This is a genomic window from Micromonospora parva (assembly GCF_000718515.1).
GTDB lineage: Bacteria > Actinomycetota > Actinomycetes > Mycobacteriales > Micromonosporaceae > Micromonospora > Micromonospora parva.
In genome coordinates, this window is record NZ_JNZS01000019.1 from 71100 (window position 1) to 87041 (window position 15942).

Sequence of the window (15942 nt, forward strand, 5' to 3'; positions counted from 1 at the left end):
TAGGTGGCGGCGGAGCCGGATCGGCGTGTAAGACTTCCCGTGTACCCACCACGCGCTGGCGGGACTCGGTGAAATTCCGAACCGGCGGTGATCCACGGTCCAACCGTGGTCAGCCCGCGACCCGGACGGCTCTGCCGCCCGGTGGACCTGGTGAAAATCCGGGGCCGACGGTTGGGGGCGGTTCGTCCGCGCCCAGACAGTCCGGATGGGAGACAGCGCGCGGGACGGACGGGTCCGAGCCGACCGCTGGCCTCAGCGTGCCGTGCCGACCCCCCGGGGGCGGCTGTGCCGTTCCCGGATTCCGCCACCGCCTGCCCGTGGCCCCATGGCCACCGCCTCCCTGACCGCCCGCGCGCGGACCGGCGAGTGAGAGGGCAGGGGCAGGGCGATGGCCAGCGTCTCCGTTGACGAGGCGATGCGGCGTGCGATCGAGTTGGCGGCGCGCGGGCTCGGCACCACCAGCCCCAACCCGGTGGTCGGGTGCGTGCTGCTCGACTCCGACGGCGAGGTCGTGGGCGAGGGCTTCCACGCGTACGCCGGTGGCCCGCACGCCGAGATCGTCGCCCTGGCGCAGGCCGGCCGGCGGGCCAAGGGCGGCACCGCTGTCGTCACCCTGGAACCCTGCGATCACACCGGCCGCACCGGCCCCTGCAGTTCCGCGCTCGTCCAGGCCGGGGTGGGTCGGGTGGTCATCGCCGTGCCCGACCCCAACCCGGTCGCGTCCGGGGGCGCCGCCACCTTGCGCGCCGCCGGGGTGCGGGTCGATCTGGGGGTACGCGGCGAGGAGGCCGAGGCCGGCAACATCGCGTGGCTGACCTCGATGCGCCGGGGCTGGCCGTACGTGATCTGGAAGTACGCCGCCACGCTCGACGGGCGGTCCGCCGCGGCGGACGGCACCAGCATGTGGATCACGTCGGAGGCGGCCCGGATCGACGTGCACGCGCTGCGCGGCACCGTCGACGCGGTCATCGCCGGGGTGGGCACCGTGCTCGCCGACGACCCCCGGTTGACCGCCCGCAACCTGCGCGACGGCAGCCTGGCCATCCGGCAGCCGCTGCGGGTGGTGGTGGACAGCTCGGGGCGTACCCCGGCTGACGCCCGGGTCCGCGACGGCGCGGCACGGACGTGGATCGCGACCGCCGAGGAGGTCGGCGCCGACGCGGACGGCCGGGTCGACCTGCCGGCGCTGCTCGCGGCGCTGCACCAGCGCGGGGTCCGCGCGGTGCTGCTGGAGGGCGGCCCCCGGCTGGCCGGCGCGTTCCTGGCCGCCGGCCTGGTCGACAAGATCGTCGGGTACGTCGCGCCGCGGTTGCTCGGCGCCGGCCCGACCGCTCTGGTCGACGCGGGAGTGACCACCATCGCCGAGGCCATCGATCTGGAGTTCGTCGACGTTACGCAGGTCGGTCCGGATCTCCGGATCACCGCTTTGCCCCGCAAAAGGGAGGGCTGAGATGTTCACCGGCATTATCGAGGAAATGGGCGAGATCGTCCGGGTGGCGCCCACGGCTGGCGATTCGGCGCTGCTCGGCGTCCGCGGCCCACTGGTCACCTCCGACGCCCGGCACGGCGACTCGATCGCCGTCAACGGCGTCTGCCTGACCGTCGTGGAGGTGGCCGACGGGGTCTTCACCGCCGACGTGATGGGGGAGACGCTGCGCCGCTCCGCGCTGGGCGCGCTGCGCCCCGGCGACCCGGTCAACCTGGAGCGGGCCGCCGCGCTCGGCAGCCGGCTCGGCGGGCACCTGGTGCAGGGCCACGTCGACGGCGTCGGTGAACTGATCTCCCGGGAGCCGGCCGAGCAGTGGGAGACGGTCCGCTTCCGGCTGCCCGCCAGCCTGTCCCGGTACGTGGTGGAGAAGGGCTCGATCACCATCGACGGTGTCTCGTTGACGGTGGCCGCCGTCGGCGCGGACGAGTTCACCGTCGGGCTGATCCCGACCACGCTGAAGCTGACCACGCTCGGCGCGAAGGGCGTCGGCGACCCGGTCAACCTGGAGGTCGACGTGCTGGCCAAGTACGTCGAACGGCTGCTCGGCGACCGGCTCACCCAGGCCGACGTGCGCGGCGTGGCCGCGAACCTGGGCGGGGTGGCCTGATGGGCCCGCTCAGCTGGCTACTGGACGCCCAGGTGCACATCGCCGGTTCGCCGGTGCTGGTCCGGGAGATCGTCGGCAACGCGTTCGGGCTGATCTCGGCGCTGCTCGGGCTGCGCCGGCTGGTCTGGGCGTGGCCGGTCGGCATGATCGGTAACGCGCTGCTGCTCACCGTCTTCCTCGGCGGGGTGTTCACCACCCCGCAGGCGCACGACCTGTACGGGCAGGCCGGCCGACAGGTGTTCTTCTTCGCGGTCAGCGTCTACGGCTGGTGGCGCTGGCAGCGCAACCGTCGGGGCGACGCCGGACAGGCGGCGGTCGTCCCGCGCTGGGCCACCGGACGGGAGCGGCTGATGCTGCTGCTGGCCGCCGTGGTCGGCACCGCCGCGGCGTACCCGCTGCTCAAGGCCCTGGGCTCGTGGGGTCCGCTGCCGGACGCCTGGATCCTCACCGGCAGCCTGCTGGCCACCTACGGCATGGCCCGCGGGTGGGTGGAGTTCTGGCTGCTCTGGATCGCGGTGGACGCGGTCGGCGTGCCGCTGCTGCTGCGCGGCGGGTTCTACCCGTCGGCCGTCATGTACCTGATCTACGGCGCCCTCTGCGTCTGGGGCTTCGCCGCCTGGTGGCGCACCTCGCGTGCCACGGCCACCGTCCGTCAGCCCATCTACCGGGAGGCCGTCGCATGACCAGTTTTGGGGATATCGAGCAGGCGGTCGCAGACATCGCGGCCGGCCGGCCGGTCGTGGTGGTCGACGACGCGGACCGGGAGAACGAGGGCGACCTGATCTTCGCGGCCGAGCTGGCCACGCCGGAGCTGATGGCGTTCATGGTGCGCTACACCTCCGGATACGTCTGCGTGGCGCTGACCGAGAGCGAAGCCGACCGGCTCGACCTGCCGCCGATGCACCACACCAACCAGGACCGGCGCGGCACCGCGTACACGGTGACGGTGGACGCCCGCGAGGGGGTCAGCACCGGCATCTCGGCGGCCGACCGCGCGCACACCAGCCGGCTGCTCGCCGCCGCGACGACCGACCCGACCGACCTGGCCCGCCCCGGGCACGTGGTGCCGCTGCGCGCCCGCGAGGGCGGGGTGCTGCGCCGGCCGGGGCACACCGAGGCGGGCATCGACCTGACCCGGTTGGCCGGGCTGCGGCCGGCCGGCGTGCTCTGCGAGCTGGTCAACGACGACGGCACCATGATGCGCCTGCCGGACCTGGAGAAGTTCTCCGCCGAGCACGGCCTCACGTTGGTCACCATCGCCGACCTGATCGCCTACCGGCGGCGTACCGAGAAGCAGGTCGAACTGGTCGCCGACGCCCGGATGCCGACCCGGCACGGGGTGTTCCGGGCACTCGGCTACCGCGCCGAGCACGACCCGGCCGAACACGTCGCGATGGTGCTGGGTGACCTCGGTGACGGCCAGGACGTGCTGGTCCGGGTGCACTCCGAGTGCCTGACCGGGGACGTGTTCGGCTCGCTGCGCTGCGACTGCGGGCCGCAGCTGGACGCCGCGCTGGCCCGGGTCGGGAAGGAAGGCCGGGGCGTGGTGCTCTACGTCCGTGGGCACGAGGGGCGCGGCATCGGGCTGCTGCACAAGCTGCAGGCGTACCAGTTGCAGGACCTGGGCCGCGACACCGTCGACGCCAACCTCGACCTGGGCCTGCCGGCCGACGCCCGCGACTACGGCACCGGCGCGCAGATCCTCTACGACCTGGGCGTGCGGTCGATGCGGTTGCTGACCAACAACCCGGCCAAGCGGGCCGGGCTGGAGGGGTACGGGTTGACGATCACCGGCCGGGAGAGCCTGCCGGTCGGCGCGCACCCGGAGAACATGCGCTACCTGCGCACCAAGCGGGACCGGATGGGTCACCTGCTGGACGAGTTGGACGAGGAGTCCGAGGCGCCGCTGGGGCGTCCGGTCGCCAACGACGAGATCGGAGCATGACGATGGCGGGTTTCGGTGAGCCGGGGGTCGAGGCGGTCGACGCCGCAGGACTGACGGTCGGGGTCGTCGCCGCCCGCTGGCACGGTGAGCTGACCGACCACATGCTGGAGCGGGCGGTGGCCGCCGCCGAGGCGTGCGGCGCTCGTTCCGTGGTCGCCCGGGTCGCCGGCTCGGTCGAGCTGCCGGTGGTGGCGCAGGCCCTGGCCCGCCGCTGCGACGTGGTGGTCGCCCTCGGCGTGGTGGTCCGTGGCGCCACCGCCCACTTCGACTACGTCTGCCGCTCGGTCACCGACGGGTTGACCCGGGTGGCGTTGGACGAGGGCAAGCCGGTGGCGCACGGGGTGTTGACGGTGGAGACCATCGAGCAGGCCCGCGACCGGGCCGGCCTGCCCGGTTCGGCGGAGGACAAGGGCTGGGCCGCCACGGTCGCGGCCCTCGACGCGGCACTGGCCGTGCGGACCGTGGCGGCGGGCAACGCCCAGCGGGTCGGCTTCGGCGGCTGAGGCACCCCCTTGCAGGCTCAGAGCCGACCGGCCTCGATGATCCGGCGCAGGAACTGCCGGGTCCGGGGCTGCGTCGGCTCGCCGAGCACCTGTTCGGGCGGGCCGCTCTCGACGACCCGCCCGGCGTCGAGGAAGCACACCTCGTCGGCGACCTCCCGGGCGAAGCCCATCTCGTGGGTGGCCAGCACCATGGTCATCCCGTCGGCCTTCAGGTCGCGGACCATCGACAGCACCTCGCCGACGAGCTCCGGGTCCAGTGCTGAGGTGATCTCGTCCAGCAGCATCAGCCGGGGTGAGTTCGCCAGCGCCCGGACGATCGCCACCCTTTGCTGCTGCCCGCCGGAGAGCCGGTCCGGGTAGGCGTCCGCCTTCGCGCCGAGCCCCACCCGGTCGAGCAACTCCCGGGCCTGCGCCTCCGCCTCCGCGCGGCCCCGACGGTGTACGCGCCGCGGCGCGAGGGTGATGTTGTCCAACACGCTCAGGTGCGGAAAGAGGTTGTACGCCTGGAACACCATGCCGATGCGCCGACGGACCTGGTCCGGGTCCACCCGGGGATCGGAGATGTCCTCGCCGTCCAACTCGATGGTGCCGTCGTCGAGTTCCTCCAGCAGGTTGACGCAGCGCAGCAGTGTCGACTTGCCGGAACCGGACGCGCCGATCACCGCCACCACCTGGTGCTCGGTGACGGTCAGGTCGAGCTGGTCGAGCACGGTGTGCCCGCCGAACTCCTTGCGCAGGCCCCGACAGCGCAGCAGTGCCATGGCTCAGCCTCCCGACTGCCGGCGGGCCGCGCGCAGCGTCACCCAGTCGGTGACCGCGATCAGCGGGATCGCGAGCAGCACGAAGAGCACCCCCGCCACGATGTACGGCGTGTAGTTGAAGGTCTGTGCGGTGGCGATCTGCGCGGCGCGGACCGCGTCGATCGGCCCGGCGAGCGACACCAGCCCCACGTCCTTCTGCAACGCCACCACGTCGTTGAGCAGGGGCGGCGCCACCCGGCGGACGGCCTGCGGCAGGACCACGTGGCGCATCGTCTGCCGGTGGGTCAGGCCCAACGAGCGGGCCGCCGCGAGCTGGCTGTGGTGCACCGACTCGATGCCGGCCCGGAACACCTCGGCGAGGTAGCCGCCGTAGGTGAGGACCAGCGCGATCCCGCCCAGCACCAGCACCGGCGGCATGCCCTGCAACCGCAGCCCCGGCACGCCGAGGGTGAGCAGGTAGAGCACGATGATCAGCGGCAGGCCCCGGAAGGTGTAGGTGTAGCCGGCGGCCAGCGCGCGGACCGGGAAGAAGACCGGCCCGCGCAGCGTCCGCAGCACGGCGATCACCAGCCCGAGCAGCAGCGCGCCGAACGCACAGCACACCAGCAGCCGGACGTTGAGCCAGAGCCCGCTCAGCACCGTCGGCAGCGCGTCGCGGGCGATCGCCGGATCCAGGAACGCGCGCCGGACCCGGTCCCAGCCCGGCGCCCCGGTCACCGCGATCACCAGCAGCGTGCCGAGCGCCGCCGTCGAGCAGGCCGCGACGAGCACGCTGTAGACGGTCTGCCGACGCCGGTACGCCGTGCGCCGCAGCTGCGCCTCGGACGGCACACGATCCAGAAGAGTCACCGCAGCTCGGCCGCCCCCGCCGCCTGAGCGAGCCACTTCTGCTCCAACTGCTTCAGGGTGCCCGCCGTGCTGAGCTGACCGACCGCGTCGCTCACGCACGGGGTCAGTGGGGAGTTCTTGTCGAGCAGCAACCCGAACGCCTCGGGCGTACCGACCTGCGGCACCTGCCCGACGATCGTCGCGTCGGTGATCTCCGCGCCGGTGATGTAGAAGGCGGTCGGCAGGTCCACCACCAGACCGTCCAGCTGCCCGTTCTGCAGTGCCTTCTTGGCGTCGTCGTTGCTGTTGTAGACCTGCGGCTTCGCGGTCGGCTTGATCACGTCGGTGATCGCCTGGTAGCTGGTGGTGCCGACCTGCGCGCCGAGCCGGGCGTCGCGCAGCTCGGCCAGCGACGTCCTGCCGGCGATCTTCGAGGACTTCAACGCGATGACGGTCTGTCGCACCAGGTAGTACGGCGCGGAGAAGTCGACCGCCTGCTTGCGCTCCTCGGTGATGGAGAACTGGTTGATGTCGAAGTCGAAGTCCTTCGGGCCGGGCGCGATCGCGGTGTCGAACTTGATCCGGGTCCAGGTGACGTCGGCGCGGGCGTAGCCGAGCTGCTCGGCCACCGCGTACGCGACGGCGGATTCGAAGCCCTCACCGTTGTCGGGCTTGTCGTCGGAGAACCACGGCTCGTACGCGGGCTGGTCGGTGGCGATGGTCAGCTTGCCCGGCGTACGCGTGGGCAGGCTGTCCTTGGCGCAGGACGCTGTGGCGGTGACAGTGGGGGTGGGTTTCTCGTCCTGTGGCGCGCATCCGGCGGTGGCTACCACGACGGCGCCGGCGAGGGGGAGCGCGAGAAGACGTGATCTGCTGGCCATGGCCGACAGCGTAGGGCTCCATGAGCATCGATCGACAATTGTCCCACCATGTTGGTAGGGAATTGTCCGCTTGCGGGACTCGGGCGGACCCGGACGCGGGGCCCTGCCGGGGAGGCTGGAAGAATCGCTTCCCGTGAAGACGTTCGAGGAGTTGTTCGCCGAGCTGCAGGCCAAGGCCGCCGCCGGCACCCCGGGCTCGGGCACCGTCGCCGCGCTGGACAAGGGCGTGCACTTCATCGGCAAGAAGGTCGTCGAGGAGGCGGCCGAGTCGTGGATGGCCGCCGAGCACGAGGGGCCGGAGCGCACCGCCGAGGAGATCTCCCAGCTGCTCTACCAGGTCCAGGTGCTGATGCTCGCCAGTGGTCTCGAGCTCAAGGACGTCTACCGACATCTGTGAGTGCCCCCACCCCGTTGATCGCCATCCGGATCGAAGGAGCACTCCGTCATGCTGCGTGTCGCCATTCCCAACAAGGGCACCCTGGCCGAACCGGCCGCCCAGATGCTGCGCGAGGCGGGCTACCGCCAGCGCACCGACCCCAAGGACCTTGTCTGCCGGGACGAGGCCAACGACGTCGAATTCTTCTACCTGCGCCCGAAGGACATCGCCACCTACGTCGGCTCCGGTGACCTCGACCTCGGGATCACCGGCCGGGACCTGCTGATCGACTCGGCCGCGCCAGCCGAGGAGGTCGTCGACCTGGCCTTCGGCCGGGCGACCTTCCGGTTCGCCGCCCGCCCCGACGACATCGCCTCCGTCCAGGAGCTGGGCGGTCACCGGATCGCCACCGCGTACCCGGGGCTGGTCGAGCGGCACCTCGGCGAGGTGGGGGTCAAGGCCGACGTGATCCGTCTCGACGGCGCGGTGGAGAACGCCGTACGCCTCGGCGTCGCCGACGTGATCGCGGACGTGGTGGAGACCGGCGCGACCCTGCGCCAGGCGGGCCTGGTGGTCTTCGGCGAGCCGCTGCTGCGCTCGTCGGCGGTGCTGGTCCGGCGGGCCGGCGCGCCCGCGCACGCGCAGGCCGAGCAGTTGCTGCGCCGCCTGCACGGGGTGCTGGTGGCCCGCCGCTACGTGATGCTCGCCTACGACGTGCCGGCCGGTCTGCTGGACCGGGCCAGCGGGCTCACCCCGGGCATCGAGTCGCCCACCGTGTCGCCGCTGCACCGGGAGGGCTGGGTGGCGGTGCAGGCGATGGTGCTCCGCGACGACGTGCACCGCATCATGGACGAGCTGTACGAGTTGGGTGCCCGCGCCATCCTCGTCACCAACATCCACGCCTGTCGCCTCTGACCGTCCCTCTCCCGAACCGCGGCCGTCTGCGTTCCGTCTCCGTTCCCGTCCGCGGCGCGGCCCGTCTGCGTTCCGTCTCCGTTCCCGCCCGCGGCGCGGCCCGTCTGCGTTGCGGTCCCGTGTCCGTCTCCGTCTCTGGCGAGGTGGCGGTCGCCGCCCGTCGCCGTCCGTGTCCCGTCCCTTTCCCGGCCCAGTCCGCGTCCATGGGGCGGCCCCAGCGGCTGATCCACTCGGGTTTCAGGAAACGGGGGTGTCCCTGGCGTGCGGACACCCCCGTTTTCATGAACCCGAGTGGATCTTGCGGGTGCGCGGGTGCGCGGGTGCGCGGCTAGAACGCCGGCAGGCGGCCGGCGATCGTCGGGCGGGCGGCGGCTTGGCGGGTGCTGGCTCGGCGGGTGGTGCGTCTGCGGGACGAGTGCGGGTGGCAGACTGGTGGGGTGAGTGATACCGAGCTGGTCCGCCTGAAGCCCCGCCGCATCCGCGCGGTCTGCTGGTCGGCGGCGGTCGCCCTGGTGGTGGTGTTCGGTCTGGTCGCGACGTCGCTGAGTGGCCCGACCGGTGATGGTTACGGCAGCTTCCAGCGCGGCGACCAGATCGCCATGATCGGCCTGGGCGTCTTCGGGGCGCTGGGTTGCCTGCTGTTCACCCGTCCCCGGGTGGAGGCGGACGCGCGGGGGATCCGGGTGCGCAACATCGTCGGCTCCTACCAGCTGCCCTGGGAGGTTGTCCGGGGCGTGCGCTTCGACCGGGGCGCGCCGTGGGCCAGCCTGGAGCTGCACGACGACGACCTGCTGCCGATGGTCGCCCTGCAGGCCGCCGACAAGGAGTCGGCAGTCGACGGGGTCCGCGCGCTGCGCCGCCTGCACGAGGCCCACCAGGCCCGTCTCGCCGAACGCGCCGTCGGCCGCTGACCCCAGCGACACCGCCCACGCCGGTCCGCGGCCGAACCGCCGACCGTCGACCTCGCGTCGCCGCCCAGCGGCCAGGCATGCGGCGCACCCCTCGCCAAGATCTGGACAACTTCCCTGAAACTGCTGCATCACGGCGCCGGGAGGCGGCAGTTTCAGGGAAAGTGCGCGGATCTTGAAGCGTCGCCAGGCGCGTGAGGGCCGCGCAGGGGTGGCACGGCGTCCCGGACGCTGCCCCGGGTGTCCCGGTTTGGGGGTGACCGGGGCGCCGGTGTAGTGTTGTCGAGTCGACCAGGCTGTCTCCGCGTGCGAGCAGACAGCCTTGAAAGCGGAGCGCCTGCTCCCACCTGAGTCACCGCTACGGTGGCCGGGTCCGGTCACCGGTTCCGGGCATGTCCCGGCGCTGGATGCGCGATCCTTGTGATCGTGCCGACCGGTCGAGCGGGCCCTGGCATACGCCGGGGCCTTCTGCTTTTCGAGTCGGTTCCCTCCCGGGAGCCGCAGGGGTCGGCGACACGGCAGAAACGACTCGAGGAGGCCCCATCAGCGTCGAACCACGCGTGAACGAGCAGATCCGGGCACGTGAGGTCCGACTGGTCGGCCCAGAGGGTGAGCAGGTGGGCATCGTCCCGCTGGAGCGCGCTCTTCAGCTGGCCGCGGACGTCGATCTGGACCTGGTCGAGGTTGCGCCGATGGCGCGCCCGCCGGTGTGCAAGCTCATGGACTTCGGCAAGTTCAAGTATGAGAGCGCACTCAAGGCGCGCGAAGCGCGGCGTAACCAGCAGCAGACCGTCATCAAGGAAATGAAGCTTCGGCCGAAGATCGACCCGCACGACTACGAGACCAAGAAGGGTCACGTGGTGCGGTTCCTCAAGGCGGGCGACAAGGTCAAGGTGACGATCATGTTCCGCGGTCGCGAGCAGAGCCGCCCGGAGCTGGGTTACCGGCTCCTGCGCCGGCTCGAGTCCGAGATCACGGACCTGGGATACGTCGAGGCCGCTCCCAAGCAGGACGGCCGAAACATGATCATGGTTCTCGCTCCGCACCGGGCCGTCAAGGCTTCCGCGGTCGCCGCCACGGCGTCCCGCGGTGGTCCTCGGGACCGGGCTGGGGACGAGTCCGCCGCTCCGGCAGCCGATGAGACCGCGGCGGTCGGCGAGACCGCAGCAGCCGGCGACACCGGCACCGCCGCCACCAGCGGCGAGTAACAGGGGAGAAGACGTTCCACATGCCGAAGATGAAGAGCCACACGGGTATGGGTAAGCGGGTCAAGGTGACCGGCAAGGGCAAGATCGTTGCCCAGCAGGCCGGCCTGCGCCACAACCTGGAGAAGAAGCCCTCCACCCAGACCCGCCGGCTGACCGGCACGGTCGTGCTGGCCAAGGCCGACGTCAAGCGCATCAAGAAGCTGCTCGGCCGCTGACGCGCGCCACCTTTACGTAAGAAGGAGTTGAGATGGCACGCGTCAAGCGGGCTGTAAACGCCCAGAAGAAGCGTCGTACCCTGCTGGAGACCGCGAGTGGTTACCGCGGTCAGCGCTCCCGCCTGTACCGCAAGGCCAAGGAGCAGGTGCTGCACTCGATGCAGTACGCCTACCGGGACCGTCGCGACCGCAAGGGCGACTTCCGGCAGCTGTGGATTCAGCGGATCAACGCGGGCGCCCGGGCCAACGGGATGACCTACAACCGTCTGATCCAGGGCCTGCGTCTGGCCGGCATCGAGGTCGACCGCAAGATCCTGGCCGACCTGGCTGTCAACGACGCCGCCGCCTTCGCGGCGATCGTCGAGCTGGCCCGGGCCGCGGTCGCGGCCGAGGGCACCGGCGGCGCGGCGGCTCAGGCCGCCTGATCCCCACGCACCAGAGCGAGGCGTCTCCCGTGTCGGCACCGCCGTCCGGGGGGCGCCTCAATCGTGCCGGAGGAGCGCACATCATGGCCTTCACCCCGCGTACCCCCAGGGTTGTCGCCGCCCGCCGCCTGCAACGCCGCCGGGACCGCGACGCCACCGGCCGTTTCCTGGCCGAGGGCCCGCAGGCGGTCCGCGAGGCCCTCGCGCGGCCGGGGGTGGTCACCGAACTGTTCGGTACGACCACCGCGCTCGACCGGTACCCGGAGTTGGCCGCCACGGCGGCCCGCGCCGACGTGCCGGTCTCGGAGGTGACCGACGACGCCCTCGCCGCGCTGGCCGAGACCGTCGCCCCGCAGGGCCTGGTGGCCGTCTGCCGGCACCTGGACGTGTCGTTGGAGCAGGCCCTCGCCGGTGCGCCCCGGCTGGTGGCGGTGCTCGCCGAGATCCGCGACCCGGGCAACGCCGGCACGGTGCTGCGCACCGCCGACGCGGCCGGCGCGGGTGCGGTGGTCTTCGCCGGAGACGCCGTCGACCCCTACAACGGCAAGTGTGTGCGGGCCTCGGCCGGCAGCCTCTTCCACGTCGACGTGGTGCGCGCCCCCGACCCGGTCGCGGTGGTCGAGGCGCTGCGCGCCGCCGGGCTGTCGATCTTCGCCACCACGGGGTACGGCGACAGCGATCTGGACGACCTGACCGACTACGGGCGGCTCGTCGGGCCCACGGCCTGGCTGTTCGGATCCGAGGCGCACGGCCTGCCCGAGGAGTTGACCGCCGCCGCCGACGCGCGGGTGCGGGTGCCGCTGTACGGGCGCGCGGAGAGCCTGAACCTGGCTGCGGCTGCCGCGGTCTGCCTGTACGCTTCAGCGAGAGCACAGCGCTGACGGTGTCCACACCCGGCGCGACTGACAGCAGGGGAGATGCTCCGTCCATGAACGCGACACGGCGTTCGTTTAGCCAGCCCGCCGGTGTCGGCGGGCGGCGGGCCTGACCTGCTCCCTGCGCAACTCCTACCGGCGGGCTGCGGCACAGCCGCGCGTCCGTAGACTCGCCTAGCCGCCCGTGGAGGGCTGGCGCCGCCGTGAGGGAGTGCCCGTACGCCATGAGCTACCGCAACGATCCGTACGACCCGAAGCAGGTCGCCCTGCTCGACCCCGCTGCCCTGGCCGAGGCCGTCGCGGACGCCACGAAGGCGTTCGAGGCCGCCGCCGACCCGGACGCGCTGACCGCGCTGCGTTCGGTGCACCTGGGTGACCGGTCACCGGTCTCCCTCGCCCGCCGGGAGATCGGCGCGCTGCCACCGGCCGCGAAGTCCGACGCCGGTAAGCGGGTCAACGAGGCCCGCCGGGCCATCGAGTCCGCGTACGCCGAGCGCGCCGAGGTGGTGGAGCGCGAGCAGGCCGAGCGGGTGCTGGTCGAGGAGCGGGTGGACGTCACGCTGCCCTACGACAGGCGTCCGCGCGGTGCGCGACACCCACTGAGCACCCTGATGGAGTCCATCAGCGACCTGTTCGTCGGGATGGGCTACGAGGTGGCCGAGGGGCCCGAGGTCGACCTGGAGTGGGTCAACTTCGACGCGTTGAACATCCCCGCCGACCACCCGGCGCGCGGGTTGATGGACACCTTCCACATCGCACCGGAGGGCTCCGGCCTGGTGCTGCGCACGCACACGTCGACGGTGCAGACCCGCACCATGCTCAGCCGCAAGCCGCCGATCTACGTGATCGTGCCGGGCCGCGTCTACCGCACCGACGAGATCGACGCCACCCACAGCCCGGTGTTCCACCAGGCCGAGGGCCTGGTCGTCGACAAGGGCATCACGATGGCGCACCTGCGCGGCACGCTCGACCACTTCGCCCGCGCGATGTTCGGCCCGGAGGCGAAGACCCGGTGGCGGCCGCACTACTTCCCGTTCACCGAGCCGTCGGCGGAGTTCGACGTGTGGTTCCCGGAGCACCGGGACGGCCCGCAGTGGGTCGAGTGGGGCGGCTGCGGCATGGTCAACCCGCGGGTGCTGCGCGCCTGCGGCGTCGACCCGGAGGTCTACTCCGGATTCGCCTTCGGTATGGGCATCGACCGGACCCTGATGGTCCGGCACGGGGTCAGCGACATCCGCCATCTCTTCGAGGGCGACGTGCGGTTCAGCCGCGCGCTCGGGACCGGGGCGTAGGCGATGCGGGTACGAGACACGGGAACGGTGGTCTGAAGTCATGCGAGTTTCTGTCAGTTGGCTGCGGGAGTACGTCGATCTCCCCGCCGACCTGCCCACCGGTGACCTGGAGCAGGCCCTGGTCGACCTCGGCATCGAGGTCGAGTCCGTGGTGGACCTGGCCGCGTCGGTCACCGGCCAGTTGGTCGTCGGTGAGGTCCGCGAAATCGAGGAGCTGACCGGTTTCAAGAAGCCGATCCGGTTCTGCCGGGTCGACGTGGGTGCCGCCAACGGCACCGGTGAGCCGCAGGAGATCGTCTGCGGGGCGCGCAACTTCGCCGTCGGTGACCGGGTGGTGGTGATCCTGCCCGGCGGCGTGCTGCCCGGCGGCTTCGCCATCGGCGCCCGCAAGACGTACGGGCACAACTCGGCGGGCATGATCTGCTCGGCCAAGGAGCTGGGCCTGGGCGACGACCACTCCGGCATCATCGTGCTGGGGCCGGACGTGACGGCCAAGCCGGGTGACGACGCGCGCCCGGTGGTCGGCCTGGACGACGTCGTGCTCGATCTGGAGATCACCCCCGACCGGGGGTACGCGCTGAGCCTGCGCGGCCTGGCCCGGGAGCTGTCGCACGCGTTCGAGGTGCCGTTGCGCGACCCGGCCCTGACGCCGGCACCGGGCGGCACCGAGACGCCCGCGTACCCGGTGGAGGTCCGCGACACGGTCGGCTGCGACCGGTTCACCGCCCGCCTGGTCCGCGGGGTCGACCCGACCGCGCCCACCCCGTCGTGGATGGCTCAGCGGCTCGTCACCGCCGGCATCCGCAGCATCTCGCTGCCGGTGGACATCACCAACTACGTGATGCTGGAGCTGGGCCAGCCGATGCACGCGTTCGACGCCGACCGGATCGTCGGGCCGCTGGTGGTCCGCCGCGCCGAGGCGGGGGAGAAGCTGACCACCCTCGACGGCGTCAACCGGGTGCTCACCGCCGACGACATGGTGATCTGCGACGACACTGGGCCGATCTCCCTGGCGGCGGTGATGGGCGGCGAGACCAGCGAGGTCGTCACCGGCGGCACCACGAACGTGCTCTTCGAGGCGGCGCACTGGGACCCGGCGATGGTCGGGCGGACCGCCCGCCGGCACAAGCTGTTCAGCGAGGCCGCGAAGCGCTGGGAGCGGGGCGTCGACCCGGCCGTGGCGCTGGTCGCGCTGGAGCGTGCCGTGCGGCTGCTCACCGAGCACGGCGGGGGCACCCCGAGCGCGGAGATCCTGGACATCGACCACGTCCGTCCGCGTACCCCGATCAGCCTGCCGGCGGACCTGCCGACCCGGCGGGTCGGCGTCGAGTACCCGCCGGCGCGGGTGGTCGCCCTGCTGGAGCGGGTCGGCTGCACCGTCGCGCAGGGCGCGGACCGGTTGTCCGAGGACCCGGGCGCGGTCGGTGTGGCCAGCGGCGTGGGGACGGTGCTGAGCGTCACCCCGCCGACCTGGCGGCCCGACCTGACCGACCCGGCCGACCTGGTCGAGGAGGTGGTCCGCCTCGACGGGTACGACAAGGTGCCGTCGGTGCTGCCGACCGCGCCCCCCGGTCGTGGTCTGACCCCCCGGCAGCGTCGCCGCCGGGCGGTCGCCGACTCGCTGGCCGAGCGGGGGTACGTGGAGGTGCTCGCGCACCCGTTCGTGTCGCCGGAGCTGGCCGACCAGCTCGGCCTGCCGGCCGACGACCCGCGTCGGCCCGCGGTGCGGCTGGCCAACCCACTGTCCGAGGAGGAGCCGCTGCTGCGCACCACGCTGCTCGGCCCGCTGCTCGGCACCCTCAAGCGCAACCTCGGCCGGGGTCACCGCGACCTCGCCCTCTACGAGATCGGCGCGGTCTTCCACCCGCGCGTCGGCGCCGGCAGCCCGCCCGCGATGGGCGTGGACCGGCGGCCCACCGACGAGGAGTTCGCGGCCGCCGACGCTGTGGTGCCGGCGCAACCGGTGCACGTCGCGGTGGTGCTCGCCGGGGACATCGACCCCGCCGGCTGGTGGGGGCCGGGTCGGCAGGCCGGCTGGGCGGACGCGATCGAGGCGGCCCGGGACGTGCTGGCCGCCGCCGGGATCCCCGACGAGCGGGTCGAGGTGCGTGCCACCGAGCACGCCCCGTGGCACCCGGGCCGCTGCGCCGAGCTGCGGGTCGACGACGCGGTCGTCGGGCACGCCGGTGAGCTGCACCCGGCGGTGGTCGCGGCGCTGGAACTGCCCCGTCGCACCAGCGCTATGGAGCTGAACCTCGACACGCTGCCGCCGACCCCGGTGACGCCCGCGCCGACGGTCTCCGGTTTCCCGCCGGCGCTGATCGACGTGGCCCTGGTGGTGGACGACTCGGTGCCGGCGGAGCAGGTGCGCCGGGCGTTGGAGACGGGCGCCGGTGAGCTGCTGGAGGACGTGCGGCTGTTCGACGTGTACTCCGGCGCGCAGCTCGGCGAGGGCCGCCGGTCGTTGGCGTACAAGCTGACCTTCCGGGCACCGGACCGGACCCTCACCGTCGAGGAGGCCGTCGCGGCCCGGGACGCGGCGGTCGCCGTCGCGGCCGAACGCCTCGGGGCCACCCTGCGCGGCGCCTAACCCCCACCCCACCCCCGCTCCCATCCTCGCGATCTTGCAGTTTGTGTTGCCGATTCGTACCTTTGGTCGGCTATGCGGGCGCAGTAAGTGCAAGATCGCGAGGGTGGGGCGGGGTTTCTACATC

Annotated in this window: 17 protein-coding genes and 1 riboswitch; of the genes, 14 read left to right on the forward strand and 3 right to left on the reverse strand. The window is 72.4% G+C overall.

What is annotated here, in order from left to right; all coding sequences use genetic code 11:
- The first annotated feature begins 50 nt into the window (after window positions 1-50).
- Window positions 51-221, forward strand: a riboswitch (FMN riboswitch).
- A 167-nt stretch (window positions 222-388) separates the two neighbouring features.
- Genes ribD through ribH form a run of 5 tightly spaced genes read left to right on the forward strand, consistent with a single transcriptional unit; the run spans window position 389 to window position 4544 of the window.
- Entirely contained in the window at window positions 389-1450 is a 1062-nt protein-coding gene (ribD, locus tag IF22_RS0124050) for a bifunctional diaminohydroxyphosphoribosylaminopyrimidine deaminase/5-amino-6-(5-phosphoribosylamino)uracil reductase RibD (RefSeq protein ID WP_030335693.1), read from the forward strand.
- 1 nt (window position 1451) lies between these two features.
- The gene (locus tag IF22_RS0124055) at window positions 1452-2096 is read left to right on the forward strand and encodes a riboflavin synthase (RefSeq protein WP_030335695.1); all 645 of its coding nucleotides are present in this window, start codon (window positions 1452-1454) and stop codon (window positions 2094-2096) included.
- Window positions 2096-2779 carry a nicotinamide riboside transporter PnuC gene (gene pnuC, locus IF22_RS0124060; RefSeq protein WP_030335697.1) on the forward strand — a complete coding sequence of 228 codons (684 nt, stop codon included), beginning with the start codon at window positions 2096-2098 and terminating at the stop codon, window positions 2777-2779. The genes IF22_RS0124055 and pnuC overlap by 1 nt, the downstream gene beginning before the upstream one ends.
- Window positions 2776-4041 carry a bifunctional 3,4-dihydroxy-2-butanone-4-phosphate synthase/GTP cyclohydrolase II gene (locus IF22_RS0124065; RefSeq protein WP_030335699.1) on the forward strand — a complete coding sequence of 422 codons (1266 nt, stop codon included), beginning with the start codon at window positions 2776-2778 and terminating at the stop codon, window positions 4039-4041. The genes pnuC and IF22_RS0124065 overlap by 4 nt, the downstream gene beginning before the upstream one ends.
- A gap of 2 nt (window positions 4042-4043) precedes the next feature.
- A complete protein-coding gene (ribH, locus tag IF22_RS0124070; protein WP_030335701.1) occupies window positions 4044-4544 on the forward strand; it encodes a 6,7-dimethyl-8-ribityllumazine synthase in 501 nt (166 codons plus the stop codon).
- A 17-nt stretch (window positions 4545-4561) separates the two neighbouring features.
- Here ribH and IF22_RS0124075 read toward each other — a convergent pair whose 3' ends face one another.
- The 3 genes from IF22_RS0124075 to IF22_RS0124085 are packed head-to-tail and all read right to left on the reverse strand — an operon-like array spanning window position 4562 to window position 7014.
- Window positions 4562-5305, reverse strand: coding sequence for an amino acid ABC transporter ATP-binding protein (locus tag IF22_RS0124075; protein WP_030335704.1), 744 nt, complete (start codon window positions 5303-5305; stop codon window positions 4562-4564).
- A 3-nt stretch (window positions 5306-5308) separates the two neighbouring features.
- A complete protein-coding gene (locus IF22_RS0124080) occupies window positions 5309-6154 on the reverse strand; it encodes an amino acid ABC transporter permease (protein WP_030335706.1) in 846 nt (281 codons plus the stop codon).
- Window positions 6151-7014, reverse strand: coding sequence for an ABC transporter substrate-binding protein (locus IF22_RS0124085; RefSeq protein ID WP_030335707.1), 864 nt, complete (start codon window positions 7012-7014; stop codon window positions 6151-6153). Before IF22_RS0124085 ends, IF22_RS0124080 begins: the two co-directional genes overlap by 4 nt.
- A 133-nt stretch (window positions 7015-7147) precedes the next feature.
- Here IF22_RS0124085 and IF22_RS0124090 point away from each other — a divergent pair, with 133 nt between their 5' ends.
- From IF22_RS0124090 to pheT, 9 genes are all read left to right on the forward strand, one after another.
- Window positions 7148-7411, forward strand: coding sequence for a phosphoribosyl-ATP diphosphatase (locus IF22_RS0124090; protein ID WP_030335709.1), 264 nt, complete (start codon window positions 7148-7150; stop codon window positions 7409-7411).
- A 48-nt stretch (window positions 7412-7459) separates the two neighbouring features.
- The gene (gene hisG / locus IF22_RS0124095; protein ID WP_030335711.1) at window positions 7460-8305 is read left to right on the forward strand and encodes an ATP phosphoribosyltransferase; all 846 of its coding nucleotides are present in this window, start codon (window positions 7460-7462) and stop codon (window positions 8303-8305) included.
- Between the two features lie 437 nt (window positions 8306-8742).
- Complete coding sequence (locus tag IF22_RS0124100) at window positions 8743-9216, forward strand: PH domain-containing protein (RefSeq protein WP_030335713.1); 474 nt, start codon at window positions 8743-8745, stop codon at window positions 9214-9216.
- A 557-nt stretch (window positions 9217-9773) separates the two neighbouring features.
- Window positions 9774-10421: a translation initiation factor IF-3 gene (gene infC, locus IF22_RS0124105; protein ID WP_030335715.1), complete on the forward strand. Its 648-nt coding sequence runs from the start codon at window positions 9774-9776 to the stop codon at window positions 10419-10421.
- Between the two features lie 20 nt (window positions 10422-10441).
- Window positions 10442-10636, forward strand: coding sequence for a 50S ribosomal protein L35 (gene rpmI / locus IF22_RS0124110; RefSeq protein WP_007458415.1), 195 nt, complete (start codon window positions 10442-10444; stop codon window positions 10634-10636).
- Between the two features lie 32 nt (window positions 10637-10668).
- A complete protein-coding gene (gene rplT, locus IF22_RS0124115) occupies window positions 10669-11061 on the forward strand; it encodes a 50S ribosomal protein L20 (RefSeq protein WP_030335718.1) in 393 nt (130 codons plus the stop codon).
- Between the two features lie 83 nt (window positions 11062-11144).
- Window positions 11145-11942 (forward strand): TrmH family RNA methyltransferase, encoded by a 798-nt coding sequence (locus tag IF22_RS0124120; RefSeq protein ID WP_051708749.1) that lies wholly within the window; start codon window positions 11145-11147, stop codon window positions 11940-11942.
- A 218-nt stretch (window positions 11943-12160) separates the two neighbouring features.
- Complete coding sequence (gene pheS / locus IF22_RS0124125) at window positions 12161-13228, forward strand: phenylalanine--tRNA ligase subunit alpha (protein WP_030335722.1); 1068 nt, start codon at window positions 12161-12163, stop codon at window positions 13226-13228.
- A gap of 40 nt (window positions 13229-13268) precedes the next feature.
- Window positions 13269-15818, forward strand: a complete 2550-nt coding sequence (gene pheT / locus IF22_RS0124130) for a phenylalanine--tRNA ligase subunit beta (protein ID WP_030335724.1) — start codon at window positions 13269-13271, stop codon at window positions 15816-15818.
- The last annotated feature ends 124 nt before the right edge of the window (window positions 15819-15942 follow it).